This is a genomic window from Streptomyces sp. KL2 (genome assembly GCF_046529545.1).
Taxonomy (GTDB): Bacteria; Actinomycetota; Actinomycetes; order Streptomycetales; family Streptomycetaceae; genus Streptomyces; species Streptomyces radiopugnans.
Map to the genome: position 1 here is coordinate 4366792 of NZ_CP127170.1, position 26530 is coordinate 4393321.

28 protein-coding genes and 1 pseudogene are annotated in these 26530 nt (G+C 73.2%); 13 read left to right on the top strand and 16 right to left on the bottom strand.

Annotated features, from left to right (window positions below):
- Positions 1 to 127: 127 nt before the first annotated feature.
- From QPK52_RS19640 to QPK52_RS19650, 3 genes and pseudogenes are all read right to left on the bottom strand, one after another.
- A complete protein-coding gene (locus QPK52_RS19640) occupies positions 128 to 550 on the bottom strand; it encodes a cupin domain-containing protein (protein WP_410538778.1) in 423 nt (140 codons plus the stop codon).
- A 287-nt stretch (positions 551 to 837) separates the two neighbouring features.
- Complete coding sequence (locus QPK52_RS19645) at positions 838 to 1542, bottom strand: substrate-binding domain-containing protein (RefSeq protein ID WP_410540401.1); 705 nt, start codon at positions 1540 to 1542, stop codon at positions 838 to 840.
- Between the two features lie 48 nt (positions 1543 to 1590).
- Positions 1591 to 1824: pseudogene (locus tag QPK52_RS19650) on the bottom strand (LysR family transcriptional regulator); the annotation flags it as partial.
- Between the two features lie 214 nt (positions 1825 to 2038).
- Between QPK52_RS19650 and QPK52_RS19655 the strand changes: the two are divergent.
- Together QPK52_RS19655 and QPK52_RS19660 are read left to right on the top strand one after the other, a co-directional pair.
- Entirely contained in the window at positions 2039 to 2653 is a 615-nt protein-coding gene (locus QPK52_RS19655; protein ID WP_410538779.1) for a CGNR zinc finger domain-containing protein, read from the top strand.
- Between the two features lie 263 nt (positions 2654 to 2916).
- Entirely contained in the window at positions 2917 to 4272 is a 1356-nt protein-coding gene (locus tag QPK52_RS19660) for a vanadium-dependent haloperoxidase (RefSeq protein ID WP_410538780.1), read from the top strand.
- A gap of 138 nt (positions 4273 to 4410) precedes the next feature.
- On the opposite strand, the gene QPK52_RS19665 is transcribed toward QPK52_RS19660, so the two are convergent.
- On the bottom strand, positions 4411 to 5061 hold the full coding sequence (locus tag QPK52_RS19665) for a CGNR zinc finger domain-containing protein (protein WP_410538781.1): 651 nt from the start codon (positions 5059 to 5061) through the stop codon (positions 4411 to 4413).
- Between the two features lie 66 nt (positions 5062 to 5127).
- Between QPK52_RS19665 and QPK52_RS19670 the strand changes: the two genes are divergently transcribed.
- From QPK52_RS19670 to QPK52_RS19680, 3 genes are read left to right on the top strand one after another with little or no spacing between them, the layout of a single operon-like run.
- Complete coding sequence (locus tag QPK52_RS19670) at positions 5128 to 5691, top strand: HPP family protein (RefSeq protein WP_410538782.1); 564 nt, start codon at positions 5128 to 5130, stop codon at positions 5689 to 5691.
- Between the two features lie 46 nt (positions 5692 to 5737).
- Positions 5738 to 6388: a pyridoxamine 5'-phosphate oxidase family protein gene (locus tag QPK52_RS19675; protein WP_410538783.1), complete on the top strand. Its 651-nt coding sequence runs from the start codon at positions 5738 to 5740 to the stop codon at positions 6386 to 6388.
- A gap of 4 nt (positions 6389 to 6392) precedes the next feature.
- Positions 6393 to 6911 (top strand): beta-class carbonic anhydrase, encoded by a 519-nt coding sequence (locus tag QPK52_RS19680; protein WP_410538784.1) that lies wholly within the window; start codon positions 6393 to 6395, stop codon positions 6909 to 6911.
- 255 nt (positions 6912 to 7166) lie between these two features.
- On the opposite strand, the gene QPK52_RS19685 is transcribed toward QPK52_RS19680, so the two are convergent.
- The 3 genes from QPK52_RS19685 to QPK52_RS19695 all read right to left on the bottom strand — a co-directional run bounded on the left by QPK52_RS19685 (position 7167) and on the right by QPK52_RS19695 (position 8765).
- Positions 7167 to 7625, bottom strand: coding sequence for a type II toxin-antitoxin system VapC family toxin (locus tag QPK52_RS19685; RefSeq protein ID WP_410538785.1), 459 nt, complete (start codon positions 7623 to 7625; stop codon positions 7167 to 7169).
- A complete protein-coding gene (locus tag QPK52_RS19690; protein WP_410538787.1) occupies positions 7615 to 7884 on the bottom strand; it encodes a type II toxin-antitoxin system prevent-host-death family antitoxin in 270 nt (89 codons plus the stop codon). The genes QPK52_RS19685 and QPK52_RS19690 overlap by 11 nt, the downstream gene beginning before the upstream one ends.
- A 479-nt stretch (positions 7885 to 8363) precedes the next feature.
- Entirely contained in the window at positions 8364 to 8765 is a 402-nt protein-coding gene (locus QPK52_RS19695) for an ATP-binding protein (protein WP_410538788.1), read from the bottom strand.
- A gap of 297 nt (positions 8766 to 9062) precedes the next feature.
- Here QPK52_RS19695 and QPK52_RS19700 point away from each other — a divergent pair, with 297 nt between their 5' ends.
- Positions 9063 to 10136, top strand: coding sequence for a small ribosomal subunit Rsm22 family protein (locus tag QPK52_RS19700; RefSeq protein ID WP_410538789.1), 1074 nt, complete (start codon positions 9063 to 9065; stop codon positions 10134 to 10136).
- Positions 10137 to 10253: 117 nt separating this feature from the next.
- Here the strand turns inward: QPK52_RS19700 and ddaH are convergent, their stop codons facing one another.
- Positions 10254 to 11114, bottom strand: a complete 861-nt coding sequence (gene ddaH / locus QPK52_RS19705) for a dimethylargininase (protein ID WP_410540402.1) — start codon at positions 11112 to 11114, stop codon at positions 10254 to 10256.
- A gap of 402 nt (positions 11115 to 11516) precedes the next feature.
- Between ddaH and QPK52_RS19710 the strand changes: the two genes are divergently transcribed.
- Entirely contained in the window at positions 11517 to 12254 is a 738-nt protein-coding gene (locus QPK52_RS19710) for a bifunctional DNA primase/polymerase (RefSeq protein WP_410538790.1), read from the top strand.
- A gap of 55 nt (positions 12255 to 12309) precedes the next feature.
- Here QPK52_RS19710 and QPK52_RS19715 read toward each other — a convergent pair whose 3' ends face one another.
- The 4 genes from QPK52_RS19715 to map form a co-directional block, all read right to left on the bottom strand.
- Positions 12310 to 13263 carry a hypothetical protein gene (locus QPK52_RS19715; RefSeq protein WP_410538791.1) on the bottom strand — a complete coding sequence of 318 codons (954 nt, stop codon included), beginning with the start codon at positions 13261 to 13263 and terminating at the stop codon, positions 12310 to 12312.
- 220 nt (positions 13264 to 13483) lie between these two features.
- On the bottom strand, positions 13484 to 15130 hold the full coding sequence (locus QPK52_RS19720; protein WP_410538792.1) for a cellulase family glycosylhydrolase: 1647 nt from the start codon (positions 15128 to 15130) through the stop codon (positions 13484 to 13486).
- Between the two features lie 144 nt (positions 15131 to 15274).
- On the bottom strand, positions 15275 to 15940 hold the full coding sequence (locus QPK52_RS19725) for a heme oxygenase (biliverdin-producing) (protein ID WP_410538793.1): 666 nt from the start codon (positions 15938 to 15940) through the stop codon (positions 15275 to 15277).
- Between the two features lie 122 nt (positions 15941 to 16062).
- On the bottom strand, positions 16063 to 16920 hold the full coding sequence (map, locus tag QPK52_RS19730; protein ID WP_410538794.1) for a type I methionyl aminopeptidase: 858 nt from the start codon (positions 16918 to 16920) through the stop codon (positions 16063 to 16065).
- A 53-nt stretch (positions 16921 to 16973) separates the two neighbouring features.
- On the opposite strand from map, the gene QPK52_RS19735 reads away from it, so the two are divergent.
- Entirely contained in the window at positions 16974 to 17201 is a 228-nt protein-coding gene (locus tag QPK52_RS19735; RefSeq protein WP_410538795.1) for a hypothetical protein, read from the top strand.
- A gap of 267 nt (positions 17202 to 17468) precedes the next feature.
- Here QPK52_RS19735 and npdG read toward each other — a convergent pair whose 3' ends face one another.
- The gene (gene npdG / locus QPK52_RS19740; RefSeq protein WP_093654946.1) at positions 17469 to 18185 is read right to left on the bottom strand and encodes an NADPH-dependent F420 reductase; all 717 of its coding nucleotides are present in this window, start codon (positions 18183 to 18185) and stop codon (positions 17469 to 17471) included.
- A 330-nt stretch (positions 18186 to 18515) separates the two neighbouring features.
- On the opposite strand from npdG, the gene QPK52_RS19745 reads away from it, so the two are divergent.
- Complete coding sequence (locus QPK52_RS19745) at positions 18516 to 18788, top strand: hypothetical protein (RefSeq protein ID WP_410538796.1); 273 nt, start codon at positions 18516 to 18518, stop codon at positions 18786 to 18788.
- Here QPK52_RS19745 and QPK52_RS19750 read toward each other — a convergent pair.
- From QPK52_RS19750 to panB, 3 genes are all read right to left on the bottom strand, one after another.
- Positions 18775 to 19551, bottom strand: coding sequence for a site-2 protease family protein (locus QPK52_RS19750; RefSeq protein WP_410538797.1), 777 nt, complete (start codon positions 19549 to 19551; stop codon positions 18775 to 18777). The two genes, QPK52_RS19745 and QPK52_RS19750, sit on opposite strands and share 14 nt — an antisense overlap.
- 63 nt (positions 19552 to 19614) lie before the next feature.
- Entirely contained in the window at positions 19615 to 20076 is a 462-nt protein-coding gene (locus QPK52_RS19755; RefSeq protein WP_410540403.1) for an Hsp20/alpha crystallin family protein, read from the bottom strand.
- 166 nt (positions 20077 to 20242) lie between these two features.
- Entirely contained in the window at positions 20243 to 21106 is an 864-nt protein-coding gene (gene panB, locus QPK52_RS19760; RefSeq protein WP_093654952.1) for a 3-methyl-2-oxobutanoate hydroxymethyltransferase, read from the bottom strand.
- Between the two features lie 173 nt (positions 21107 to 21279).
- Here panB and QPK52_RS19765 point away from each other — a divergent pair, with 173 nt between their 5' ends.
- From QPK52_RS19765 to QPK52_RS19780, 4 genes are all read left to right on the top strand, one after another.
- Entirely contained in the window at positions 21280 to 23025 is a 1746-nt protein-coding gene (locus QPK52_RS19765; protein WP_410538798.1) for an MFS transporter, read from the top strand.
- A gap of 17 nt (positions 23026 to 23042) precedes the next feature.
- Positions 23043 to 23633: a TetR/AcrR family transcriptional regulator gene (locus tag QPK52_RS19770; RefSeq protein ID WP_410538799.1), complete on the top strand. Its 591-nt coding sequence runs from the start codon at positions 23043 to 23045 to the stop codon at positions 23631 to 23633.
- A 314-nt stretch (positions 23634 to 23947) separates the two neighbouring features.
- The gene (locus QPK52_RS19775; protein ID WP_410538800.1) at positions 23948 to 24994 is read left to right on the top strand and encodes an endonuclease/exonuclease/phosphatase family protein; all 1047 of its coding nucleotides are present in this window, start codon (positions 23948 to 23950) and stop codon (positions 24992 to 24994) included.
- 242 nt (positions 24995 to 25236) lie between these two features.
- Complete coding sequence (locus QPK52_RS19780; protein WP_410538801.1) at positions 25237 to 26523, top strand: MFS transporter; 1287 nt, start codon at positions 25237 to 25239, stop codon at positions 26521 to 26523.
- Positions 26524 to 26530 lie beyond the last annotated feature (7 nt).

The window sequence follows — 26530 nt, forward strand, 5'->3', positions numbered from 1 at the left end:
CGTCACGTGGCGTGACGAGGCGCGAGGTGACGAGACGCGAGGTGGCGTGGAGCGGCGGACGGCGCGGGCCGTTCCGGGCCCCGGGGCCGGCCCCGGGACGGAGCTCCCGGCCCCGGGACCACGCGGGTCACGCCTGCGCGGCGACCGTGTCGGCGACGGGCCGGATGGGCCGGTCCGGGGTGCGGGCCGCGGCGGGCCGCGTACGGATGGCCAGCACGGTGCAGCCCTCCCGGCTGGACATCTGATGCCGGGTGCCGGGGGCCTCGACGATCAGGTCGCCCTTGGTGTACGACGGGCCGTCGCTGTGGTCGAGGACGCCGTCCAGGACGAGCATCAGCTCATAGCCCAGGTGCTCGTGGAAGTCGCCGTGGGCACCGGGCGGGAAACGCAGGAGCAGGCCGACGGAGTCCTCGCCCTTCTCCTCGTCGGGGGCCCACAGGACGTGGTGCTCGACCCCGGCCCGGCCGGGCTCCTTCCAGGGCACCCACGAGAGGTCGGTGAGTTCGAAGCCGCTGCGGAAGACATTGGGAATGAATTCGATGTCGGACATCTTTTCCTCTTGTTCGCATGCAGGTCGTCAACCGTCCCGGATATCCTCCGGGGTGGTTTCCAATACCTGGAGAAAACCTTCGAACACGAGGTTATCCGCACTGTGCGGCCCCACCTGGAGAGCTGTCGATTTCCGGTATCGAGGTTTCCGATACCCCTTTTCGCGCATTTCCCGGAGGGGGCCGGGCGCGGGGTGCGGCCGGCGGCGCGGAACGCGAAGCCGCCCGGCGCCTCCGGGCGCCGGGCGGCTGGAGTACGGCGGCCGGCCGCCGCGCGGCCGGGCCGGGGTCAGGCCGGGATCGGGTCGGCGGCCGGTTCCGGCGCGCCCGCCGGGAGGCCGCCGCGCGTCCGGCGGGCCAGGCTCAGGAAGGCCGAGACGGCCGGGGAGCGCCAGTCGCCGCCCAGCAGCAGGGCCTGCACGTGCACCAGGGCACTGGGCAGGGAGTCGATCACGGCCAGTCCCTCCGGCGCCGAACCGCAGCCGACCGCGGCCTGCGGGACCATGGCGACCCCCAGCCCGCCGACTGCCAGGCCGAGGGCGCCGCGGGTGGAACCGGTCTCCGTGAGGGTCGGCGCCTCCCCCAGCACCGAGGCCAGATGCTGCGGCAGGACCTCCTGGGAGGCGCAGTCGGGGTCCACCACCAGGACCCGGTCCACGGGGGAGGGGGCGCCCGCGCGGGAGGCGACCGGCCCGACGGGCACGAAGGGGACGGAGAAGAGCACCTCGCGCAGCAGGCCGCCCGTCGTCCCGGCCTTCCGCTCCTCGATGTCGCGGGTGAAGGTCAGCCCCACGTCCACGCCTCCGGAGGCCACCGCCGCCTCCACGTCCCCGGTGCTCATCACCTTCAGGGAGAGGTGGATCCGGGGGTACCGGTAGCGGCATTCCCGGACGATCTCCTGCAGCTCGTACTCCATGAGCGGGGCGGTCGCCCCCACCACGACCCGTCCGGCCGGCTCGCCCTTGTTCTTGAGCGCGGCGGCCATCTCGTCCATGACGCTTAATATGCGCCCGACGTAGACGCGGAACGTCTCACCGGCGGCCGTGAGGCGAACACCGTGCGGTAGGCGGTGGAAAAGCGGGGACCCCACCCTGCTCTCCAGGGACCTCACATGCGCTGTCACACTTGACTGGGAATAGCCGAGGTTCCTGGCGCTTTTCGTCAGGCTGCCGGTCCTGGCCACTTCCCAGAAAGTCCTGAGTTGATAGACGGAAAAATCCATGCGAAATCCCCCACGGCAGTGCTCTGGTGGCCTGCACGGTCGCAAGTGGACCATCGATCCGGGGTCCCGGCTCCGGCCGGCGCGACGGCGGCACGTCCCGGCCGCCTCCCCGCGCTCCGGCGGCCGCCCACCCGGCCGCCGTGCCGATCGCACCCCGTCCCCGACTCGATGCCCCCGCCCCCGTGAAGCGAACTTGTGATCGACGTTGGTCTGTGCCTGCGCAACAGATGAAACGCTAGCATCGCGATTAGACCATTAGGAGATGTCAGTGGCAAAAGCCGTTGTCACGAACAGTAGCCGTAAGGCGCAGACCGAACCCCTGCCCGTCGAGTTCGCCAACACGCTCTCCGCGGCCAGGGGAAGCACCGTGGAGGGACTCGGCTCGCCCGCCGATCTGGAGGCGTGGCTGTGGCGCCACCGGGACCTGTTCCCCGACCCCGGCCCCCTGCGCGAGGAGACCGCGCTCCGCGCCAGCGAGCAGCAGCTCTCCCACGCGTGCGTCCTGCGCGACGCCGTCCGGCGCCTGATCGCGGCACGGGTCGACCGGAAGGCGCCCCATCCGTGGGACATCGCGCACGTCAACCGTGCTTCCGGCATGAGTCAGGCGTGGCCCGTCCTGGTCTGGCAGGGCACCCGGGCGCCCGGCGCGGACTCCCTGTGCACCGCGGACGCCGTCACCCACGCGCTGTCGCTGATCGCCCGGAGCCTGGTGGTCCTCCTGGCCGGTGAACAGGGCGCGCTGCTGCGCAGCTGCCGGGCCCCGGGGTGCGTGCTCTTCTTCTACCGGCACCACCCCCGCCGCGCGTGGTGTTCGAGCGGCTGCGGCAACCGCGCGCGGGTCGCCCGGCACCATGCGAGGCACTGCGCAGACAACAGAAAGTGACGAAAAGCCCGTCGGAGCCCGGCGTGCGCACGGCGGTGAAGAGGCAAAAATTCATTAGCCCACAACATCGGCCGAACGTTGCGGACACCTCGGCGACCCTCATCGGAGTGGCCGATCGCAGGCATCGGGGACGTGATCCGGAGAGCGCTCCCCGCGCCGTTAGCGTCCTCTGCGAGGCCCTGTCACGGACGGCCCGGCGGTGTCCGCACCGCCGGGCCGTCCCGCAGGACGGGCCCCTCCCCAGTCATGAGAGGACTATCCGCATGTCCGGAATCGCTCCGACGCGCCGCCGCATCATGGTCAGGGCCGCCGCCGCTGCCCTGGCGATCAGTGGCCTGGTCTCCGTGTCCCCCTCCACCGCGGTCGCCGAGACCCCGCCGGAGAAGACCGACCGCGTCATCTACTGGAACAACGTGCTCCTGGACGCCTTCCGCCAGGTCGGCGGCCACCCCGGTCCGCTCACCCGGGGCGGCGCCATGCTCAACACGGCCCTCTACGACGTCGCCAACTCCATATCCGGAGAGGGCAAGCCCTACCTGACGGACGTGCCCGAGGCCCGGTGGAGACACGGCTCCCTCAACAGCGCCCTCGACTACGCCGCCTACCACGCGCTCGAAGGCGCCTACCCCCAGCTCGACTTCGGCGACGAGCTCGCGGCCGCCCTCGCGCTCCCCGACTCCGGCACCAGGACGCAGAAGGAGTTCGGCAAGTCGCTGGGCACCAAGGTCGGCAACGCCATCGTCGCCGCCCGCGCCAACGACGGTGCGAACGACAACACGCCGTACGTGCAGACCGACGCGCCCGGCTACTGGCGGCCGACCGCTCCGGGCGCGGCGCCCGCCGGCGCCAACTGGGGCAAGGTCAAGCCCTGGATCCTGCGCAGCGGTTCGCAGTTCCGGCCGCAGGAGCCGCTGGGCTTCGGCGACCGTGCGGAGCTGCTGGCCAGCGAGGCCTACGCGAAGCAGGTCGACGAGGTGCGGCGCCTGGGCGGCGCGACCTCCACCGAGCGCACCGCCGACCAGACCGAGATCGCCCGCTTCTGGGCCAACGACGCCGACGGCACCTACAAGCCGGTGGGCCAGCAGTACGAGCACGCCATCATCATCCAGCAGAGCCTGCGGCCCGACGACAGCTCGTACCGGACGTCTAAGCTGTTCGCCCTGCTGTCGATCGGCCTGGCCGACGCGGCCATCTCGGTGTGGGAGTCGAAGTACCACACCAACCTGTGGCGTCCGGCGACGGCGATCAACCTCGCCGACACCGACGGCAACGACCTGACCGTCGCCGACCCGAACTGGAAGCCGCTGTCCGCCAACGCGGCCGGCGTGCACTTCTCGCCGTCCTTCCCGAGCTACTCCTCCGGCCACTCGGGCATCGCGGCCGCCTGGGCGGGCATCCTGCGCTCCTACTACGGGACCGACAAGATCAGGTTCACCGGCACCACCGACGACCCGAACGCCGTCGGTGTCACCCGCAGCTTCACCAGTCTGACCCAGGCCGCGCAGGAGAAGGCCGACAGCCGCTTGTACGCCGGCGTCCACTTCCGCATGGACAACGACGCCGCGCTGGCGCAGGGCTACCGGATCGCCGACTACGTCTACGCCAACGCGCTGAAGTGACCCGCCCGGCCGCGCGCCCCGGAACGCCTCCGGCGGCGCCCCGGCCGGCGCCCTCCGCCTCCCCGTCCACCGCGGGGAGGCGGAGGTGATGGCGGAGGCCGCGGTGACGGCCGTTGCGGCGGCCGTGGCGGTGATGGTTCAGGACCGCCGCTGCCTGTGGTGGCGCGCGACGCGCACCCGGTTGCCGCAGCCCGGAGTGCACCACTCCCGGCGCCGGTGGGTCCTGACGAAGTACAGGATGCAGCCCGGGGCCGCGCAGGCGCGTACGTCGTGCCGCCCCGGGCCCGTCAGCAGCTCCACGCCGGAGACGGCCACCGTGCCCAGCAGGATCCGGTGGGGGTCCGGTTCGGCCCAGCGCACCACCGGGCCGTCCTCCGTCCGTTCCCCGAACTCGGGCCAGCTCACGGCCAGGCGCGCGGCCCGGTTCACCACGGCGACCGCCTGCTCGTCGTAGGGCTCCTCCGCGACGCAGGCGCGGCTCAGCTCCCTCAGCGCCTCGCGCAGCCGCCGGAACTCCTCCAGACGGGAGGCCGCCGCCGGGGCGGACGCCCGCCGGGCCGGCTCCCGGGGGAACGCCTCCGCGTGCTCCGCGAGCCAGAGGTCCAGGTCGGCCGGGGTGGCCAGCGCGTCCACCAGGCTGCCGCGCAGCCCGCCGTGGATGAACGTGGTGTTCACCAGATCCAGTGCCAGTGGTTCCCCGGCCAGAGGGGGCCGGGGCGTCTTGGTGCTCTCCGTCTCTGCCGCCCTCCTCGCCGACCCGGGTTGTCGCCCCATCCGCGATAATGCCATACTCCCGATCTAATGGATTAGATCCCCGTCACACCATTACCAGGTGACGACTATCCGGAGGTCTCCGTGACTGCAGAAACGCCCGTCGGCACCGCGCCGGCCCCGGCCGTCCCTCCTCAGCCGGCACCGACCGCCGCCCCCGGGCGACTGAGCAGCCGGGCACCTGCCCGCCCGCCCCTGCTCACCGTCTCCGTGGCCACCGCCGGCTCCGTCGCCGGACTCGTCCTGCTGGTGGCCGTCGGCGCCTGGCTGGACCAGGTCTGGCTGATCCCCCCGCTCGCGGCCAGCTCCGCCCTCGTCTTCGGGGCCCCCGCGCTGCCCCTCGCGCAGCCGCGCAGCGTCGTCGGCGGCCAGCTCCTGTCCGCGCTCACCGGATTCGCCGTACTGGCGGTGGCCGGAAGCTCCGCATGGGGAGCCGGAGTCGCGGGCGGTCTCGCGCTCGGCGTGATGATGCTGGCCCGCACCCCCCACTCGCCCGCCGCGGCCACCGCCGTGATCGTCGTCGCCCAGTCGCCCGACCCGCTGCTCTTCCTGGTGCTGCTGGCCGCCGCGTCCGCGCTCCTGGTCGCCGTCGGCGTCGCCACAGGCCGGCTGCGCACCGCCACCCGCTACCCCGCCTACTGGTGGTGAGGGGCGGCTCCTCCTGCCCCGTCCCGCCCCCGCACCGAGGACCGCGATGACCAGCCGCTACGCCCAGGTCGCCTTCACCCGGAACGTCCGGCGCCACCAGGAGGCGCACAGCAGCCGCAGGGCCTACGCCCGCATGGAGCAGGGCCCGGCGGACGCGGACCTGCTCGGCCCCGACGAGATCGCCTTCATCGCCGAGCGCGACAGCTTCTACCTGGCCAGCGTCGGCGAGACCGGCTGGCCCTACGTCCAGCACCGGGGCGGCCCGCCGGGATTCCTCCACGCCCTCGACCCCGGCACCCTCGCCTTCGTCGACTACCGGGGCAACCGCCAGTACATCACCGTCGGCAACCTCGACCACGACGACCGGGTCTCCCTGCTGTTCATGGACTATCCGGCGCGGGCCCGGCTGAAGGTCTACGGCCGGGCCCGCGCCGTGGATCCCCCGGAGGCGGGCGACCTCCTGGCACGGCTGCACCCGGCCGGCGTCCGCAGCCCGGCCGAGCGCCTGATCGTCGTCGACGTGGAGGCGTACGACTGGAACTGCCCGCAGCACATCACCCCGCGCTACACCGCCGAGGAGGTCGAGCGAGCCGTGGAACCGCTGCGGCGGCGCCTGGAGCAGCTCGAACGCGAGAACGCCGCACTGCGCGGCGGCGCCCCGGCGAGCGTCCTGCCACCCCATCCCGCGAAACGGTGACCACATGACCAGAGACCAGAGCGCGACCGACGGCTACCTCGCCCACAACTCCGCCCGCGCGGCGGCCCCCGGCGAACCGCTGCCCATGCCCCCCGCCCGCCGCACCGCCGTCGTCACCTGCATGGACGCGCGCCTGGACGTGTACGCGGTCCTCGGCCTCTCCCCGGGGGACTCGCACGTCTTCCGCAACGCCGGCGGCATCGTCACCCAGGACGTCATCCGCTCCCTGGCCGTCAGCCAGCGCCTCCTGGGCACCCGGGAGATCCTCCTCGTCCACCACACCGACTGCGGCATGGCCGCCTTCACCGACGAGGAGTTCCTCGGTGCGGTGGAACGGGACACCGGCGCCAGGCCCGACTGGGAGCCCGGCAGTTTCACCGACGCCGCGGACAGCGTCCGGGAGTCCATGGCGCGGGTGCACGCCAGCCCCTTCGTGCCCCACAAGGAGTCCGTGCGCGGCTTCGTGCTCGACCTGAGGACGGAACTGCTCGAAGAGGTGCACGCGAAGACCCCGGTGGGCTGATCCCCGCAGCCCGCCGGGCCCGCGGCCGCCGCGAGCCATCGGCCCGGTGCTCCGGTCCTCCCGGGCGGTGACGCCGTCCGGGAGGACCGCGCGTCAGCGCGGGCGGCCGGGAAAGCGCCCCGGGCGGCCGGGCTGATGCCGGGGACGGGGGGCCGGCGGGGCGCTCGCTGCCGCGGGCATCCGCCGGTCCGGTCGCGGTGCGTGTCACAGGCCGTGGACCGGTGCTGACGCCAACGGCCTCACCGTGGCTGTGGCTCACCGCTCGTGCGGCACCACCGGGCGGGTCACGGGGACCACGGTGAGGAGATCGTCCAGCCCCTTGAAGTCGTCCGGGTTGGTGGTGAAGAGCGGCAGGTCCTCGGCCACCGCCACGGAGGCGATCATCAGGTCGGCCACGCGGCGCCTGGGCTTGCGGCCGGCGGAGATCACGGCGGCGCAGACCCGGCCGTAGGCACGGGCCGCTTCCACGCCGAACGGGATGGGGTCGAACTCGTTCTCCGCCCGCTGGAGCACGTCGAGTCTCCTGGCGCGCTCGGCGTGCTCGTCGTAGTCGCTCTGCTCCTCGTTCCGCCGCACCTCGTGGGGGCCGGCGGACAGCTCTGCCAGGGTGATGCCGCTGATCGCCATCTCGGCGGGCAGTTCCTCGGGATCCACCCACCTGCGCAGGATCATGATGTTTGTGTCGATCAGGCCCTGCCGGTGCTCAGCGGGCATAGGGGTCGTCCGCCTCCTGCCCGGCCGTGCGGTCCTGGTCCGCGCGGAAGGCGTCCAGGGAGACGCCGGGAGCGGTGCGGGACATCGCCGCGAACTCCGCCCGGGGGACGAACCGCCTGCGCCGCCGCAGCGGGACCAGTTCGCCGATCTCGTGGCCGTCGCGGGTGACGGTGAACGACTGTCCGGCCTGGACGGCGTCCATGATCTCTTTGGACCTGCTGCGCAGGTCGCGCTGGGTGATCTCGGGCTGCGCGGTCATACGGCTCAGGATACGCCGGGTGTGCCGCGCCGTGCTACCTGGTGGCACGGCCGTGTGCCGATATCACGGCGGACGGCGCTCACGGCCGACGAACCCCTGTGACGCCCGCGGCATCCGGTCCCTGCGGGGCAGGCGGCCGAGGAACGCGCCCCGGGCGGCGGCCAGCGCCGCCGAAGCCTGCTCCAGCGTTCCCCGTCCCCCTCGCGATGCGCGGGCCCGCGCGGCACGGTGGCGCCGCCTGTGGCGCCACACCGCGTCATCAAGGGGGGAGCGTTCTGTTCCCGCCGTCGGTTCCGGTGCGGAGTTTCCCGGAAAACACGAACGTCCCTGCCTGCCGGCCGAGTTGGGGAAGGAGTCGGCTGCCGCCCGGATTTCGCAGGCAAATGGCACGATGTCGTGGGGAGTGTCCCGTTCCGTGGTTTCCGTGTCGCCATTCCCGTGTGTGGGAAGGCGGGGCGTGCCGTTGCCGGGCCCGTGTGTCAGGCGGTCCGGATCGGGAAGGACGCCCGGATCGTCTTGCCCTCGCCCGGGTGGAGGGTGACGGTGACGTCGGTGGCCAGCTCGCGCACCAGCAGCCAGCCGAAGCCCCCGGGGACGGAGGGGTTTATCTGGACCGTCCTCGGCCGCCGGACGCTGGCGTCCGAGACCTCCACCAGTACGCCGCCCTCCACGGAGTCCAGGCGGAAGTCCGTCACCCCTCCCGCGTGGCGGACCGCGTTGGACACCAGCTCCGAGACGCCCAGCAGCACGGCGTCCACGTCGGCCTTCGACGCGTTCGGCTCGGCCGCCCGGAGGAAACCGCGCGTTATCTCCCGCGCCCGGTCCCCGGACTGCGGTGAGCGGTTCGTCAATCGCTCCGGTGGGCGGCCTTCCCTGTGCATCGGTCCTCCTCGATTCAGAGCTGCTTTCCCAACTCCACTGCATCGTCTGCCCCCCGAGTGCGCAGCCGAACACAATCGAATCCGATGATCCGGATTCCCTCACGGAAGAAGGAGGGAATGCCACGAAGGTATGCAACGGCCTGTGGCACATGCGTGACAAGAAAGGGTGGTCGGCGACCCCCGGGAGCGCGGACGGGAACGAGCCCGCGGGAATCCGCCGGAAGGGAGATCCCGCCGGGCGGCGGGGCGGGCGGCCGGACGGCGGGCACGGGTGACCGCCCGCCTACACTTGGCCCGGTGTTCGCCCCCCTCCACATCGACGACGAGCTGCGCGACGCGCTCGCCCGCCTTCTCGACGGGCTGCCGCCCAGGCAGGCCGCCGGGGCCGTCGAGCGACTGATCACCGGCTACCGGGGGAACGCCTCCGCCGGCGCCCCGGTCCTGCGCGACCGCGGCGACGTCGTCGCCTACGCCGCCTACCGCATGCCCGCCACCTTCGAGGCCGTCCGCGCCGCCCTGGACGCCCTCGCCGACCGGGCCCCGCATCTGGATCCGGCCACCCACCTGGACGTGGGCGGGGGGACGGGCGCGGCCGTGTGGGCCGCCGCCGCGGTCTGGGGCGACGGCGCGGCGGACACCGGGGTCGCGCGGGCGACCACCGTGCTGGACCGTTCCGACCCGGCCCTCGCCCTCGGCCGCGAGCTGGCCGCCGGATCCGCCTCGGCCGCCCTGCGCGGGGCCGAGTGGCGGCAGGGACGCATCGGCTCCGCGCCGGGACTGGACGCGGCCGACCTGGTCACCGTCTCCTACGTACTGAACGAACTGCCCGAGGACGCCCGGCATCCGCTGGTGGACGCCGCCGCCGCGGCGGCCCGGCGGGCGGTGGTGGTCGTCGAGCCCGGCACCCCGGACGGCTACCGGCGGATCATCGAGGCGCGCGGACGGCTGATCGGTGCCGGGCTGCGCGTCCTGGCCCCCTGCCCGCACAGCGGCGCCTGCCCGATAGAGCCGGGCTCGGACTGGTGCCACTTCGCCGCCCGCGTCAGCCGCTCCTCCCTCCACCGGCAGGTCAAGGGGGGCTCGCTGGCGTACGAGGACGAGAAGTTCTCCTACGTGGCCGCCGTCCGCCCCGGCGCGGACGGCGGCCCGGGCGGCACGCCCGCCGCGGCGCGGATCGTGCGCAGGCCGCAGATCCGCAAGGGCCAGGTCCTGCTCGACCTGTGCACCGGGCCGGACGCCGAACGCGGCGGGCTGCGGCGCGAGACCGTCACCAAGCGCCGCGGTCCGGCGTACCGCGCCGCCCGGGACGCGCAATGGGGCGACGCCTGGGACGGCGGCGGGGACGAGGAGCGGGACGGCGGCGGGCGCTGACGGCCCGGCGGCGGGGGCGAGGGCGGGACCCGCGGGAGCGGGAAGGCGATCGGCCCACCCGCTCCCCACCCGTCCCGCCCCCGCCCGGACCTGCCCCGCCCGGACCCGCGGCCGGGATCAGCCGCGCAGCTCCGCCGTGCAGCACTTCACACTGCCGCCGCCCTTGAGCAGCTCGCCCAGGTCGACGCCGACCGGCTCGTAACCGCGCTCGCGCAGCGGCTCGAACAGCCCCACCGCCGCCTGCGGCAGCAGCACGTGGAGCCCGTCGCTGACCGCGTTCAGGCCGAAGGCGCGGGCGTCGTCCTCCCCGGCGGTGATCGCGTCGGGGAAGAGCCGGGCCAGCACCGCCCGGCTGCCGGGCGAGAACGCCTGCGGGTAGTACATGACGGCGTCGTCGCGGGTGTCGTCCAGCACGCACAGCGCCGTGTCCAGGTGGTAGAAGCGCGGGTCCACCAGGTCCAGGCCGATCACCGGGCGGCCGAAGAACTCCTGAGCCTCCGGGTGGGACAGCGGACTGCTGCGGAAGCCGCGCCCGGCCAGCAGCCAGGAGGCCGTGACGGCGAAGTCGCCCTCGCCCTCGTTGACGTGCTCCGGCTCGCGCACCTCCGTGAAGCCCCGCTCCCGGTACCACTCCCGGTGCACCGCGGCCTCCCGCGTCCGTTCCGGATGGGCGAAGCGGGCGCCCAGCACCCGGCCGTCGACGACGAGCGCGCCGTTGGCGGCGTACACCATGTCGGGCAGCTCCGGGTCGGGCACCAGTTCCTCGACGGTGTGGCCGAGCGCGCGGTAGGTGTCGCGCAGGCGCTCCCACTGGGCCACGGCCAGCGGGAGGTCCACGGGTTTGGCGGGGTCCATCCACGGGTTGATGGAGTAGGTGACCGCGAAGTACGCCGGTGGGCACATCAGATAGCGGCGGGGTGTGTACACGGAGGGCTCCTCACAGGATCGCTGTGTGCCGGAGGTGTCGCGCTGTGTCAGCACATGGTCCACCCGGCCGGGCCCTCCTGTCCCGTAGGAGAGGAGGATTTCCGCTGTACGGCGCAGAACCGCCTCCCGGCGGGGCGGGCGGGCTGTGACCATCGCGACCGCCGTTCGATTACTCATCGGGGGCGCGGAAGGAGCAGGATGGAAACGGCCGCCCGGGATCCGCGGATTCCGCCCGGCCGAAGGCGCTCGGTTTCGTACCCTCGAAGCCCACGGCTCTGGTCGCGAGTGGAGCGGTACGCGGCCTCCGCTCCCCTCCCGCGAGGAGGGGGCCTCCAACCCGGAGGCCGCGGTCCGGACCGCCCCGATGCCTTGCGAGACTGGCCGAAAGCACCGCAAACCAGGGAAGTGATTCCCCCACAGGCCGAGGCCGGTGGTTCCCGCGCTAGGAGTCCGATGGAACGCGAAAGCAGATTCTCCCGGTGGCTGCGCCGACGCTCCCGCGGCGGCGCGCACGCGAGCGCCGTGCAGGAAGCGGCCCGCGTCCGGGAGGACCTGCTGCTGACGGCCGCCGCCGCGGGCTTCCCCCTGGCGCCCGCCGCGCACCCCGAGGGCTACGGCTGCTCCTGCGACCGGATCGGCTGCCCCACTCCCGGCCGGCACCCGGTCTCCTTCGCCTGGCAGACGCAGGCCACCACCGACCCCGAGCAGATCGCCCGCTGGGCCGCTGGCCAGCCGTCGGCCAACTTCATCACCGCCACCGGCCGCACCCACGACGTGCTGGACGTGCCCGTGGGCGCGGGACGTGCCGCGCTGGAGCGGCTGGAGGACGCGGGCGTCGAGGTCGGGCCGGTGGCGGTGTGCGGCACCGACCCCTGGTCGGGGCGGATGCTGTTCTTCACCGCCACCCGTGGCACCCCGGAGGACGAGGACGAGTGGTGGCCGTGCGAGCTGGACTGCCATCCCGAGACCCTGGACGACCATCCGGGCCTGCGGTGGCACTGCCGCGGCAGCTACGTGCTCGTACCCCCCGCCCGGCTGCCCGGCGACGACCCCGAGCCGGCGGTGGGCTGGCTGCGCGCCCCCGAGCGCCCGCTGCCCGACCCGCTGACGCTGCTGGAGGCGCTGACGGACGCGTGTGCCGCGCACGCGCAGGAGGAGCCGGACCACGCCGCCCCCTGGCCGGTGCGCTGAGCCGGTGCCCTGACGGCGCGCGGGCCGCGGGCACCGCCCGGGGCCGCCGCCCGGGTCACTCGCCCTTGGCGCCCGTCAGGCGCTGGAGGCGGTAGACCAGCGTGACCTTCGGGTCGGCGGCGTCGGCGGGGGGCACGGCCGCCGCCTGGAGGCCGAGGCGGACGTATGTCACCGACTGCTGCGGCGTCCCTTCCATCAGGGCCTTGACGTAGGGGTCCTTGACCTGCGGCTTGTAGCCCTGGGGGACGGTCTGCCGCATCTGGTGGTGGGTGGTGAAGAAGACCAGCGCCCCGCCGTCCTCGGTGCGCAGCCCCACCGGCGCGAACCGTGCGTCCCGGGCCGGGAGGTCGGCCCACTGGGTGCGGGCGCCCGGGTTCGCCGCCGTCTTCCTCCGCTCCTGGCGCAGGCCGCTGGTGGCCGGGCCGTCGGCGAAGGTGTCGCCGCCCTCGCGCAGATAGTCCGTGTACGCCTTGCCCAGGTCCTTCGGCGCGACGGCCAGCCGGGCCGACGCGCCCGCGGGGACGGCCCGCACATGGCCCTCGCCGTCCTCGGCGAACTCCGGCACGGCGGAGGCGTCCAGCACCGACAGGTACGACGCCTTCCACTTCTCCTCGACGCCGTTGCGGGTGAAGACCAGCAGCCAGCGCTTGCCGGGGCTCTGGCTGGAAGCGGTGTCGGCGACGAAGAACTTCGGCCAGCCGGCCTGCCGCGGTATCAGGAAGCGGGGGTCGGTCAGCTCCAGGTCCCGGTGGTCGGGACTGCCGTCGGGGTGGACGGCGCGGCGGGCCCGCAGCCCGGCCTGGTCGACGGCGCCCAGCGCACCCGTCTCGATGGTGGCGTTCAGGGAGGCGTCGTGGGTGCGGTTGGCCTCGTTGTTGGTCTCGGTGAAGTGGCCGAGTACCTTCGCGGCCTCCGCCTCGGTCACCGCCGGGACCACGGCCCTCTCACCGTGCACCGTGACGCAGCCCGGCAGCACCGCCAGTCCGGCCAGCACCGCCGCCAGCGCCACCGCGCCCCTGAGCCCACGCGCCCTCGTCCGCACTCTCCTCGACCCCTCCCGGACCATCACGAGGCTTCTCCGGCCCGAACCCTACCGGTGCCCCGCGGGGGCCGGACGACGGGATGGGCCGGGGCGGGCCGGGCCCGGGATGCGGCCAACCCGGCCCCGCCCCGGGCCGGTTCGGACCGGTTCGAAAGGGCGGGGCCGGGGAGCCGTCACACCGGACGCGTCAGGACACCGCGCAGGCGGCGCCGTCGAGCGTGAACGCGTCGGGGGCGGTGTTGCCGCCCCGCCAGGTGCCGGTGAAGCCGATGGTCACCGAGCCGCCCGCCGGGATGTCCGCGGTGTACGAGGCGGGCTTGACGGTGACGGACGCCCCGCTCTGGCTGGAGGTGCCGCCCCACATGTTGGTGATGGTCTGGCCGTCGGCGAACCGCCAGCCCAGCGTCCAGCCGTTGACCGCGGAGGAGCCGGTGTTGCGGAGGGTCACCTCGCCCTGGAAGCCGCCCGGCCACTGGCCGACGATTCTGTAGGCGACCGAGCAGGAGCCCGGCGCGGGGTCGCCGCCCCGGCTCGTGGTGACGGTCACCGTCGCCGAGCGCTCGGAGCGGTTGCCCGCCGCGTCCCGCGCGTACACGGCGAAGGTGTAGGAGGTGCCGGCCGTCAGACCGGTGATCTGCGCCGAGGTGCCCGCGACGCTCCGCACGGCCGTCTCGGAGGAGCCGTCGACGCGCACCACGTCGTAACCGGTCACCCCGGTGTCGTCGGAGGAGGCCGCCCAGGACAGGGTGACGCCGGTGGAGGTCACGCCGGAGGCCGCTGGGGCGCCCGGCCGGGTGGGGGCGGTGGTGTCGCCCGGACCGCCGGAGCCGCCGTAGACGGTGGCCTCCTTCGCGGTCGCGGCGATGCCGTTCGGGCCGTTGAAGAGGCGCCGGCCCCAACTGGTCATGGAGTTCGGGTCGAAGCCGTTGACCATGTCCAGGTACTCGACACCGCCGCCGTTGCCGCTCCAGGACCAGCCCAGGTAGCCCAGGCCGAGCTGCTCGGTGGTGGCCAGGATCGCGTCCTCGTCCGGGTTTCCGTCACTGTGGTCGTGGCCGAACTCGCCCACCAGGATCGGGAGCCCGGCGTCGACGAAGCGGCCCAGGTAGTCCCGCACCTCGGCGGCGGTGTCGAAGACGCCGTACATGTGGATGGAGAACACGGTGTTGCGGTCGGGGTCGGCGGCGAAGACCGAAGCGGCGTTGTCGCGCATGGTGAACGACCAGTCCTGGCCCCAGTTGGGGGCGTCGACCATCAGCGCGTGGTCGAACCCGGCGTCGCGCAGCTTCCGGATGGCGCCCCTGGTGTCGTCGGCCCACCTCTGGTAGCCGCTGTTGCCGTGCGGCTCGTTGCCGATGTTGACGACGATGTAGTCCTCCTGGCCCTCCAGCGCGCTTTTGACGCTGATCCAGTAGTCCGCCGCCTGGTCCAGGGAGGCCGCGCCGCTCTGCTCGCCGTAGCCGGTGGTGTCGTGCACCTCCAGCACGCAGATCAGCCGGTTGGCCTTGCACTCGGAGACGACGTTCGCCACGTCGGAGGCGTCGTTGCGCGTCCAGCGGTCGCCGCTGCTGAGCACGACGCGCACGGTGTTGGCGCCCTTGGCCTTGATGTGGGCCAGGGAGTCGAGCTCGCCGGTGTACCAGGTGTGGGCGTGGTTGACGCCCCGCATCACGAAGTCGTTCCCGTTGCCCTCCAGCAGGCGCCCGCCGCTGACGTGGAGGCCGGTGGCGTCCTCCGGGGCGGCCTGCGCGGCCTGGCCCAGACCGGACAGCGGCAGCAGTAAGCCGAGGAGGGCGCCCGAGGCGGCGGCCCTGCGGGTGGTGCGTGGTCTCATCTCTCACTCCAGTGAGCCGTATGGCTGACAACGATGTCAGACCGGGGGGCGAGCACCCCCGCGGTCTGGTGTGGAAGCGCTCCCAACCAACCGCCGACGCCGATGCCGCGTCAAGAGGTGTGACACGGATCGGTTCCGGATCCGTCAGGCGCTGAGCGGGAACTCCTCGCCCAGCTCGCGGAAGACGGCGGTGTTCAGCGCGAAGGCGCGCCGGCACTCCTCGGCGATCCGCTGCTTCTCCAGGTCGTCCACCGGCACCGCGTCCAGCGCCGCCCGGTACTCGCGCTTGAACGCGGCCGGGTTGTCGATCCCCTCGAAGACGTAGAAGCGCACACCGTCGCCCTTGCGCGCGAAGCCCCAGGCCTTCTCGGCCTTCCCCCGGATGATCTGGCCGCCGGACAGATCGCCCAGGTAACGGGTGTAGTGGTGCGCGACGTAACCGCCCGGCCACTCGCGGACCAGGCGGGCGACCCGCCCGGCGTACGCGGCCGTCGCGGGCAGCGGGACCAGCGACCCGCGCCAGCCCTCCCCGCCGTGCAGATGGGTCAGATCGCGCTCCAGTGAGGCGGTACGGGCCAGCTCGGGCCGCAGGAACGGTCCTGCCACCGGGTCACCGGCCAGCCCCTCCGCTCCGTCCTCCAGCGCGCGGTAGACGAACCACAGCTGCTCGGTGTAGCGCCGGTAGGCCTCCACCCCCAGCCTGCCGCCCAGCAGGGCGCCCATGAACGCGGACCCCTCCGCCTCCGTGTGCTGCTGCCGGGAGGCCTCGCGGATGAGGACGGAGAACGGAGTCGTGGCGGACGCGACCAAGGCGGGCCTCCGGGGACCAGACGGCGAAGAGGACGGCACCACCGGGATGCCGCCGGACCCGACCGATTCTCGCCGACCGGACCCGCAAGTCAACGTCTTCCCGACAGCTTGTCGGAAAACCGTCAGGGAAGCGTCAGGATCTCGGCCCCCGAGTCGGTGACGACGAGCGTGTGCTCGAACTGCGCCGTCCGCTTCCGGTCCTTGGTCACCACCGTCCAGCCGTCCTGCCACATCTCCCACTCGTGCGTGCCCAGCGTCAGCATCGGCTCGATGGTGAACGTCATGCCGGGCTTCATCACCGTCGTCGCCCGCGGGTCGTCGTAGTGGGGGATGATCAGGCCGGAGTGGAACGAGCTGTTGATGCCGTGCCCGGTGAAGTCGCGCACCACCCCGTACCCGAAGCGCTTGGCGTACGACTCGATGACCCGCCCGATGACGTTGATCTGCCGGCCCGGCCGCACCGCCTTGATCGCGCGGTTCAGCGACTCCCGCGTCCGCTCCACCAGCAGCCGCGACTCCTCGTCCACGTCCCCGCACAGGTAGGTGGCGTTGTTGTCCCCGTGCACACCGTGGACGTACGCGGTCACGTCCAGGTTCACGATGTCGCCGTCGCGCAGGACGGTGGAGTCCGGGATGCCGTGGCAGATGACCTCGTTGACCGAGGTGCACAGCGACTTGGGGAACTTCCGGTACCCCAGCGTCGAGGGGTAGGCGCCGTGGTCGCACAGGTACTCGTGCGCGACCTCGTCCAGCTTGTCGGTGGTCACGCCGGGGGCGATGTGCCTCGCGGCCTCCGCCATGGCGCGGGCGGCGATCCGCCCCGCGATCCGCATCTTCTCGACCGTTTCGGAGTCCTGCACCTCGGGGCCGGTGTACGGCGTGGGGGCGTCCTTGCCCACGTACTCCGGGCGGGGGATCGAGGCGGGCACGTTGCGGTGCGGGGAGAGGGTGCCGGGAACGAGAAGCGACTGGCCAGACATGTGCGCGAGTCTAACCGCGGTAGGCGGCGCCCAGGCGGGGCAGCATGGATCACATGGCACTCTTCAAGCGCAAGGCGACCGGCAAGCCCGGCGAGTGGTTCTACTGCCTGGAGCACCGCAAGGTCGAGGAGGGCCCCGAGTGCCCGGCCAAGGACCGCCTGGGCCCGTACCCCTCCCGCACCGAGGCCGAGTACGCGATGGAGACCGCCCGCGAACGCAACGTCCGGTGGGAGAACGATCCCCGCTGGAACGATCCCGCCGCGCGGGACGACGCGGACTGACGGGGGCGCGCCGTCCCGGCGCGGCGCCGGGCCGCCGGCGGGACCCGGCCCGTGCCGTCCCGCGCCACCACGCGCCCGCACCCGGGCGACGGCGGGAGGGGACGGGGAGGGGCGGACGTTCCGGACACTCAAGTGCTGTTTGCGGCCAATCGCCGGGGCACGCAACGGTGTACGGAAACGGCCGTAAATAGCACCGTCCGGAATGTTCGCCCCGGACCGGCCCCGACCCCCGCACGTACCCGGCCCCCACCGCACCCCGGCCCACGCTCAGATGTCGGTGAGCCGCACCCCCGCGTGCGCCTTGTAGCGCCGGTTGACCGAGATCAGGTTGGCGACCAGCGACTCCACCTGGTGCGCGTTGCGCAGCCGGCCGGCGAACACGCCGCGCATCCCCGGGATGCGCCCCGCCAGCGCCTGGACGATCTCGCAGTCGGCCCGTACCTCCCCCAGCACCATCACGTCGGTCTCGATCTCCTCGATCTCCGGATCCCGCAGCAGGACGGCCGACAGGTGGTGGAAGGCCGCGGTCACCCGCGAGTCCGGCAGCAGGGCGGCTGCCTGCTCCGCGGCGCTGCCCTCCTCCGGCTTCAGGGCGTAGGCGCCCTTCTTGTCGAAGCCGAGCGGGTTGACGCAGTCCACGACGAGCTTGCCCGCCAGTTCCCCGCGCAGGCTCTCCAGCGTCGCGGCATGCCCTTCCCACGGCACCGCGACGATCACCACGTCGCTGCGGCGTGCGCACTCGGCGTTGTCCGCGCCCTCCACGCCCAGGCCCAGTTCCTCGGCGGCGGCCCGCGCCCGCTCGGCGGTCCGTGAGCCGAGGATCACCTTCTGGCCGGCCCGGGCCAGCCGGTACGCCAGGCCGCGGCCCTGGTCACCGGTGCCGCCCAGCACACCGACCACCAGGCCGGAGACGTCCGGCAGCTCCCAGGGGTCCTTGGCCGGGGCCTTCTTCGGGGCGTCTGCGGAAGCATCGTTCGAGGTCATGCTCCGATCCTGCCAGGGGCCCGGTGAACGGGCACCACCAGGGTTTACGGGGCCGGGGTGCGGTGGGGGCCGGGTACGTGCGGGGGTCGGGGCCGGTCCGGGGCGAACATTCCGGACGGTGCTATTTACGGCCGTTTCCGTACACCGTTGCGTGCCCCGGCGATTGGCCGCAAACAGCACTTGAGTGTCCGGAACGTCCGCCCCTCCCCGTCCCCTCCCGCCGTCGCCCGGGTGCGGGCGCGTGGTGGCGCGGGACGGCACGGGCCGGGTCCCGCCGGCGGCCCGGCGCGGCGCCGGGACGGCGCCCCGGCGCGGGGGCGGTGGGGGCGGATGGGGGACAATGGGACCGTCGTAACGCCGCAACCTCTGGAGCCCGACCCCATGGCCCCCTCGTCCCCGACCCGACGACTCCCCCTGTTCGCCCTGGTCGTCTGCGGCCTCGCCGTCGTCGCGGCGGTGGTGTCCTTCGCGAAGGGGGCCTGGCCGGTGGGGATCGTCTGGGTCCTGCTGGCCGGGCTGTCGTCCAACATGGCCTGGTACTACGTGCGCCGCGCCAAGCTGGAGCGGGCCGCGGCCGAGGCGAACGGCGTCAACGGGGGATGAAGACGTTCTGGGGCTCGCCCTCCCAGAAGCGGAAGTACTCCAGCCCGTAGGCGACCTCCTGCCAGGAGACGCCCAGGGCCTCCATCACGGTGTCGATGCCGCTCCAGAAGACGGCGTTGACCTCCGGGATCCACAGGCAGGCGAAGACCGCCAGGAGGCCGAAGGGCGCGAAGGGCTCCATTTGGCGGCGGGCCCTGAGCGGGAGCCACGGTTCGAGGACGCCGTAGCCGTCCAGGCCGGGTACGGGCAGGAAGTTGAGGATCGCGGCCGTGACCTGGAGCATCGCCAGGAAGGCCAGCGCGCAGCGGAACGCGATCGGCGCGTCGTCCAGCAGGCCCAGGAGGAAGGGCGCGGCCAGGGCGAGGGCGAGGGCGGCGTTGACCAGCGGCCCGGCCGCCGAGATCAGGCTGTGCTTGAGCCGGCCGCGGACGCGGTCGCGCTCGATGAAGACCGCGCCGCCGGGGAGGCCGATGCCGCCCATGATCACGAAGACCACGGGCAGGACGATGCTCAGCAGGGCGTGGGTGTACTTGAGGGGGTTCAGGGTGAGGTAGCCCTTGGCCCCGACGGATATGTCGCCGCCGTGCAGCGCGGTGCGCGCGTGCGCGTACTCGTGCAGGCACAGGGAGACGATCCAGGCCGAGACGACGAAGAGGAACACCGCGACGCCGGTGTTCGCCGCGTAGTCCGCCCACACGCCCCAGGCCGACACCCCCATGACGGTGACGAGCCCCAGGAACACGGGGCTGACCTGTCTGTTCATGGGGCCCGACCGTACCCGGCACGATCGCCGGGGCGCGAGCCAGGGGCCCGCGCCCCGGCCGGCCTACTGCGCGCTGATGTCGATCGTGCGCCGCTTGCCCTGGGGCGACTTCGGGATGCGCACCGTGAGCACCCCGTCGGCCAGGTCGGCCGAGACCGCCTCGTCGTCGATGTCGTGCGGGACCATGGTGCGGTAGGAGAACCGGCCGGTGCGGCGACTGAGCACCTTCCCGTGGTGCTCCTCCTGGAGTTCGCCGGTGATGTGCAGCTCGTTGGCGTCCAGTTCCACCGAGACGTTCTCGCGCGGGACGCCGGGCAGCTCGGCCCGCACCAGGTAGGCGTCCTCGGCCTCATCCTCCTCGACCAGTGGCACCCAGGGCCGCTCGCCGGTGGGCGTGGTGCCCTGCTGGAAGAACCGGCCCACCTCGGACCACAGGTTCTCGAACTCGCTGCGCGGGTCGCGCCGGCCCCAGCCCGGCTGCTGCCGTGCCGGGCGGTGGGCCCCCTCTCCGCGCCGTACTGGCATCTTCACGGGAGTGTCCTCCCTCCTCGTCGCCTGTTCGTGCGTCGGGGCGGGTATCCGGGCACGGCCGAACATAACGGGCGGCCCGCCGACAGGGCCGGAAGGCCGTCGGCGGGCCGCCGCGGGGGACCGGTGGCGGCCGGTGGGGGAGGGCCGGCCGTGCCGCCGGTCAGTGGAAGGTGTGCTCCTCGGCGGGGAAGGCGGAGCCGACCACGTCCTGGGCGAACTCGCGCGCCGCGTCGCCGAGCGTCTCGCGCAGCCGCGCGTACTGCTTGACGAAGCGCGGCATCCGGCCCGACGTCATGCCGGCCATGTCCGTCCAGACCAGCACCTGGGCGTCGCAGTCCGGGCCGGCGCCGATGCCGATGGTCGGGATGCTCAGGGAGCGGGTGACCTCCGCGGCCAGCTCCGCCGGGACCATCTCCATGACGAGGGCGAAGGCGCCGGCGTCCTGGGCGGCCTTGGCGTCGCGCAGCAGCCGGTGGGCGGCCTCTTCGCCGCGGCCCTGGACGTAGTACCCGCCCAGCGCGTTGACCGACTGCGGGGTCAGGCCCAGGTGGGACATCACGGGGATGCCGGACTGCACGAGCAGCTCGGTCTGGGCCAGCGAGCGCTCGCCGCCCTCCAGCTTCACAGCGCCGGCGCCGGCCTCCTTCACCAGCCGGGTGGCGTTGCGCAGGGCCTGGACGGGGCCCTCCTGGTACGAGCCGAAGGGAAGGTCGGCGACGACCATGGCCCGCCGGGTGCCGCGTACGACGGCGGCGGACATCATGGCCATCTGCTCCATGGTGACGGGCACCGTGCTGTCGTAGCCGAGGTGGCAGTTGCCCGCCGAGTCCCCGACGAGCAGGACGGGGATGCCCGCCTCGTCGAAGACGGACGCGGTCATCGCGTCGTACGCGGTGAGCATGGGCCACTTCTCGCCGCGCTCCTTGGCGGCGGCCAGGTCCCTCACGGTGATGCGTCGCTGCTGCGTTCCGCCGTACAGCGCCTTGCTGCTGCTGTCGGCTGCCTGCTGCTGGGCATGCGTCATTGCGCCGGCTCCTGTGTTCGTCGTCTCGAGGCGCCCTCACGGCGTCCCCGGATCCGCGTCCATGGTGGCACTCCCGCCGGGCAGGAGGGAAGAGGGGCCGCTGCGGCGCGACACGGGAGAGCACATAACGATACGAGACGGACTCGTATCGTAAACACCCTATGCTGGACCGTATGAGCGCAGCGAGCCCCGCAGCACCACCGCAACCGACGGTCCCGGAGGCCGTGCACCGCAGGCGCTGGGCGATCCTGGCCGCCCTGATGTTCAGCCTGCTGATCGTCGTGCTGGACAACTCGATCCTCAACGTCGCGATGAAGACCATCGCGACCCCGCCCCCCACCGGCCTCGGCGCCACCCAGAGCCAGCTCGAATGGGCGGTCAACTCCTACACCCTCGTCTTCGCGGGACTGCTGTTCACCTCGGGCCTGCTCGGGGACCGCTACGGGCGCAAACGGATGCTGCTGGCGGGCCTGGCGCTGTTCGGCGTCGGCTCGGTGCTGGCCGGACTGTCCGACTCGCCCGGCGAGCTGATCGCCTTCCGCGCGCTGATGGGCTTCGGCGGCGCCTTCGTGATGCCCTCGACGCTCGCCATCCTGATGAACGTCTTCGAACGCGACGAGCAGCCCAGGGCCATAGGGATCTGGGCCGGGGGCGTCGGCCTGGCCATCGCCATAGGGCCCATCACCGGCGGCGTGCTGCTGGAGCACTTCTGGTGGGGCTCGGTCTTCATGGTCAACGTGCCCATCGTGATCGCCGCGCTGATCGCGATGGCCGTGCTGGTCCCCGAGTCCAGGGACCCCGCGCCCGGCCGCCCCGACCCCCTGGGCGTACTGCTGTCGGTCGTCGGCCTGGTGCTGCTGGTCTACGGCATCATCAAGGGCGGCCAGCTCGCCGACTTCACCGACCCCGAGGTGCTGCTCACGGTGGGCGGCGGCATCGCCGTCCTGGCCGGCTTCGTCCTCCACGAGAAGCGCAGCGACCATCCGGCCCTGGACATCGGCTACTTCCGCAACCCGGCCTTCTCGGCCGCCGTCACCGCCGTGGCGCTGGTCTTCTTCGCGCTGATGGGCGTGACCTTCTTCATGGTCTTCTACACCCAGAGCGTGCGCGGCTACACCCCGCTCCAGACCGGTCTGCTGCTGCTCCCGCTGGCCGTCGCGCAACTGGTCTTCGCCCCCCGGGCCCGGCTGGCCGTGGAGCGGTTCGGCGCCCGCGCTACCTGCACGGGCGGCATGCTGGTGATCGCCGCGACCACGGCGTCGTTCCTGCTGCTGGACACCGACACCCCGATCTGGATCCTGGAGGTCCTCTTCTTCCTCCAGGGCGCCGGCATGGCGCACATCATGCCGCCCGTCACCGTCACGGTCATGCAGTCGCTGCCGCGCCGGAAGGCGGGCTCCGGCTCGGCGGTCAACAACGTCTTCCGGCAGGTCGGCGGGGCACTGGGCGTCGCGGTGCTGGGCTCGCTGCTCTCGGCGGCCTACCGGGGCCGGATCGACGGCGAACTGGCCGGGGTGCCGGGCCTGTCCGAGGGCGCCCGGCACGCGGCGGGGGAGTCCATCGAGGCCACCCGGGCGCTGGCGGAGCGGATGGGGCCGGCGGGCCGGGCACTGGCCGAGCGGGCCGACGAGGCGTTCGTCCAGGCCATGCACATCACGGTCGTGGCCTCCGCCGCCGTCGCACTGGCCGGTGCGGTCGTCGTCGCGCTCTTCATGCCGGGCAGGCGCGGGGCGCCGGGCGGCTCGGACGGGGCGCGGGGGCCGGAGGAGGGCGAGAGGCACCGGGGGAAGGGCCAGGAGGGGAGGAAGGGCGAGCGGGGCGGGAAGGACGAGGGGGAGGTGCGGAAAGAGGCCGAAGGTGCGAGTGTGACCGGGGCGGGGCGCGAGCGGGCCGCCCCGGAGGCGGAGGTGGAGCGGTGACGGAGGAGGGGACTGCGGTGGCGCGCGCCGTGCGCGGCAGGCCGCGCAGCGCGGCCGCCGACCGGGCGATCATCGGGGCGGTCCTGCGGCTGCTGGAGCGCGGGACCGGCGTCGGCGCGCTGTCCATGGAGGGGATCGCCCGTGAGGCGGGCGTGGGCAAGGCGACCGTCTACCGCCGCTGGCCCGGCAAGGACGAGCTGCTGCTGGACGTCATGCGGGCCCTGGACGAGCCCCCGCCCGAGGTGCGCGGCCGGTCCGTGCGGGAGGATCTGGTGGAGATCCTGGAGGGGCTGCGGCGCAAGGGCCTGGCCAAGCGGGACTCGGCGCTGCTGCGCACCATGATGAGCCACTTCCACAGCCATCCGAGGCTGTGGCAGGAGTACCACGACACCGTGATCCGCGTCCGCAGGGAGACGCTGCACGCGGTGCTGAGGCGCGGCGTGGCCGAGGGCGAGATCCGCGCGGACCTGGACGTCGAGCTGCTGGGGGAGCTGTTCGTCGGGCCGATGCTGTCGCGGGCGCTGCTGCACGAGTGGCGGGAACTGCCCGGGGGACTGTCCGAGCAGATCGTGGACGGGGTACTGGACGGCGCCCGGCCGCGCGGCTGAGAGGGTCGGTTCTCCGTTTCCCGTTTCCCGCTTTCCGCTTTCCGCGTTCCGGTGGCGCGGTGCCGGGGTGTTCTCGTTGGCCGTGCGTGCGCGCATGCGGGCCTGTGCGCCGTGCCGGAATGTGCGTGTTTCGTTACAGTGGCGGGTGCTGCCGGAAGGTCAGGAACCCGCCGCAGGACCGCGTTCGTCCTGGCAGACGTACAGGCGTACGGGCCGCCCAGCGCGGCCGGCGCGCCCAGCAAGCAAGACCGGCCGCCACCCGGGACGCCGGACCGGGGCGGCGGCCTCGCGACGATGGCAAGTGAGGACGGCGGATGGCACGGGCGTACATGACCGAGGCGGGGTCGGAGACGGCGCGGGGCGAGGTGGACGGGCGCCCTGGTCCGGCCCCCTCCTCCGCCGTCCGGTTCCGGCGCTTGATCGCCCGGCTGGGCGGCGAGGGCCGGTGGCGCCGCGGCCTGCTGCTCGCGCTGTTCTCCGTGCTGGTCGCGCTGCTGATGGCGCTGCACTCCAGGGTGCCCAACCGGGTCGGCAACCTGGGCAGCCTGCTGGAGACCTTCCTGCCGTGGGTCGGTCTGGCGATCCCCCTGCTGCTCCTGGCCGCGCTGCTGCGCCGTTCGGCCATCGCGCTGGTGGCGCTGCTGCTGCCCGCGGTGGTCTGGGTGGACATGTTCGGCGGCCTGGTCACCGACAAGCGCGGCACCGGCGGGGACCTGACGGTGGTCACCCACAACGTCAACGCCGACAACCCCGACCCCGCCGGTACCGCGCGGCAGTTGGCGCGCAGCGGCGCCGAGGTGCTGGCCCTCCAGGAGCTGCCGGGCCGGTCGGTGGCGGAGTACGAGAAGGCGCTGGCGGACGCCTACCCCCACCACACGGTGCAGGGCACGGTCGGGCTGTGGAGCAAGTACCCGATCGACGACGCGGAGCCGGTGGACATCGGGATCGGCTGGACGCGGGCGATGCGCGCCACCGTCGCCACGCCGAGGGGGGACGTCGCCGTGTACGGCGCGCACCTGCCGTCGGTGCGGGTGAAGTTCGAAGCGGGGTTCACCGCCCGCCAGCGCGACGTCGCCTCCGAACTGCTGGGCGAGGCCATCGCGGCGGAGTCCGTCGGACGGGTGGTGCTGCTCGGTGATCTCAACGGGACGATGAACGACCGGGCGCTGGCGTCCGTCACCTCCCAGATGCGCTCCACACAGGGCGCGGCGGGCGCCGGGTTCGGGTTCAGCTGGCCGGCGTCGTTCCCGATGACCCGGATCGACCAGATCATGGTGAAGGGGGTCGAGCCGGTGTCGTCGTGGACGCTGCCGCCGACCGCCAGTGACCATCTGCCGCTGGCGGCGTCGGTGCGCTGGTAGGGCTGCGGGGCGGGCGAGCGCCCGGGTCGGTTCCGGTTCCGGGTTCGGCCGCGGAGGGTTCCTGGGTTCCGGAGGACGGCCCGCCCCGTGTGGGGCGGGCCGTCCGCTGCTTGTAGCACGGCTGTCACCTATTTGTTTTGTCTAGGAACAAAAAGACTGCGAGACTTGGTCGCATCCGGAGCACACCGACTCCGTTTCTCCGTCCCGCTGCGCATCCGCCCCTCGCGTCGAAAGGCTCTCCCATGCCCCTGGCCCTGCTCGCCCTCGCGGTCGCGGCCTTCGGGATCGGCACCACGGAGTTCGTGATGATGGGCCTGCTGCCCAACGTCGCGGACGACCTGGGCGTCTCCGTGCCCGCCGCCGGCCATCTCGTCTCCGCCTACGCCATCGGCGTCGTCATCGGCGCCCCGCTCCTGGCCGCGGTCGGGGTCCGCGTTCCGCGCAGGCGGATGCTGATCGCGCTGATGGGTCTGTTCACCATCGGCAACCTCGCCTCCGCCCTCGCTCCCGGATACGGCACGCTGCTGGCCGGACGGGTGCTGGCCGGGCTGCCGCACGGCGCGTTCTTCGGGGTCGGCGCGGTCGTCGCCGCCCGCCTGGTGCGGGAGGGCCGGCAGGCGCGGGCCGTGGCCACGATGTTCCTGGGGCTGACCGTGGCCAACATCGTCGGCGTGCCCGGCGGTACGGCGCTGGGGCAGCAACTGGGGTGGCGCGCGACCTTCCTGGTCGTCACCGTGATCGGGCTGGTCGCGATGGGGGCGCTGGCGGCGCTGGTGCCGCACCTGCCGCTGGAACGGCGCGGCGGTGGGGCGGCGGACGCCGGTGCCGGTGCCGGTGGCGCGGTCCGTGAGCTGCGCCGCGAGGTCCGGGCGCTGGGGGACCGGCAGGTGATGCTCGGGCTGCTGACGGCCGTCTTCGGGTTCGCGGGCGTCTTCGCCCTCTACAGCTACCTCGCCTCGATGGTCACCGAGGTGACCGGGATGGCCGAGTCGTCGGTCACGGTCGTGCTGGCGCTCTTCGGTGTGGGCATGACGCTGGGGGCACTGGCCGCGGGGCCGCTGACCGACCGTGCGCTGCGGCCCACGCTGTACGGGGCGCTGGGCGCGCTGGCGCTGGTGCTGGTGGCCTTCCGGTTCACGGTCCACGTGCCGTGGGCGGCGATGGCGACCGTGGTGGTGATCGGTGCGGTGGGGTTCATGACCACCACGCCGCTGCAGATGCTCGTGATGGAGAAGGCGCGCCACGCGCCGACGCTCGCCGCGGCCTCCAACCACTCCGCGTTCAACCTGGCGAACGCGGGCGGCGCGTGGGCCGGCGGCACGGCCATCGCGGCGGGCTGGGGATGGACGTCCCCGGCGCTGGTGGGCGCCGCCCTGGCGGTGGCGGGCCTGGTGATCGCCGTGGTGGCGGGGGTGCTGGACCGGGGGGCGTCCCCCGGGCGGCGGTCGCGGGTGGTGGCTCGCGGAGCGGGTGCGCGCGACGCGGGTGGCCGTGGGGTCGGTGACCGGGGCGGGGCCGGGGTCCGCTGAGGCCGGG

Coding starts and splice junctions, on each gene's coding strand:
- QPK52_RS19640 (WP_410538778.1), bottom strand. CDS start 550: ATGTCCGACATCGAATTCATTCCCAATGTCTTCCGCAGCGGCTTCGAA.
- QPK52_RS19645 (WP_410540401.1), bottom strand. CDS start 1,542: ATGGACGAGATGGCCGCCGCGCTCAAGAACAAGGGCGAGCCGGCCGGA.
- QPK52_RS19660 (WP_410538780.1), top strand. CDS start 2,917: ATGTCCGGAATCGCTCCGACGCGCCGCCGCATCATGGTCAGGGCCGCC.
- QPK52_RS19665 (WP_410538781.1), bottom strand. CDS start 5,061: ATGGCATTATCGCGGATGGGGCGACAACCCGGGTCGGCGAGGAGGGCG.
- QPK52_RS19675 (WP_410538783.1), top strand. CDS start 5,738: ATGACCAGCCGCTACGCCCAGGTCGCCTTCACCCGGAACGTCCGGCGC.
- QPK52_RS19680 (WP_410538784.1), top strand. CDS start 6,393: ATGACCAGAGACCAGAGCGCGACCGACGGCTACCTCGCCCACAACTCC.
- QPK52_RS19685 (WP_410538785.1), bottom strand. CDS start 7,625: ATGCCCGCTGAGCACCGGCAGGGCCTGATCGACACAAACATCATGATC.
- QPK52_RS19690 (WP_410538787.1), bottom strand. CDS start 7,884: ATGACCGCGCAGCCCGAGATCACCCAGCGCGACCTGCGCAGCAGGTCC.
- QPK52_RS19695 (WP_410538788.1), bottom strand. CDS start 8,765: ATGCACAGGGAAGGCCGCCCACCGGAGCGATTGACGAACCGCTCACCG.
- QPK52_RS19710 (WP_410538790.1), top strand. CDS start 11,517: ATGGAACGCGAAAGCAGATTCTCCCGGTGGCTGCGCCGACGCTCCCGC.
- QPK52_RS19720 (WP_410538792.1), bottom strand. CDS start 15,130: ATGAGACCACGCACCACCCGCAGGGCCGCCGCCTCGGGCGCCCTCCTC.
- map (WP_410538794.1), bottom strand. CDS start 16,920: ATGTCTGGCCAGTCGCTTCTCGTTCCCGGCACCCTCTCCCCGCACCGC.
- QPK52_RS19735 (WP_410538795.1), top strand. CDS start 16,974: ATGGCACTCTTCAAGCGCAAGGCGACCGGCAAGCCCGGCGAGTGGTTC.
- npdG (WP_093654946.1), bottom strand. CDS start 18,185: ATGACCTCGAACGATGCTTCCGCAGACGCCCCGAAGAAGGCCCCGGCC.
- QPK52_RS19745 (WP_410538796.1), top strand. CDS start 18,516: ATGGGGGACAATGGGACCGTCGTAACGCCGCAACCTCTGGAGCCCGAC.
- QPK52_RS19750 (WP_410538797.1), bottom strand. CDS start 19,551: ATGAACAGACAGGTCAGCCCCGTGTTCCTGGGGCTCGTCACCGTCATG.
- QPK52_RS19755 (WP_410540403.1), bottom strand. CDS start 20,076: ATGCCAGTACGGCGCGGAGAGGGGGCCCACCGCCCGGCACGGCAGCAG.
- panB (WP_093654952.1), bottom strand. CDS start 21,106: ATGACGCATGCCCAGCAGCAGGCAGCCGACAGCAGCAGCAAGGCGCTG.
- QPK52_RS19765 (WP_410538798.1), top strand. CDS start 21,280: ATGAGCGCAGCGAGCCCCGCAGCACCACCGCAACCGACGGTCCCGGAG.
- QPK52_RS19775 (WP_410538800.1), top strand. CDS start 23,948: ATGGCACGGGCGTACATGACCGAGGCGGGGTCGGAGACGGCGCGGGGC.
- QPK52_RS19780 (WP_410538801.1), top strand. CDS start 25,237: ATGCCCCTGGCCCTGCTCGCCCTCGCGGTCGCGGCCTTCGGGATCGGC.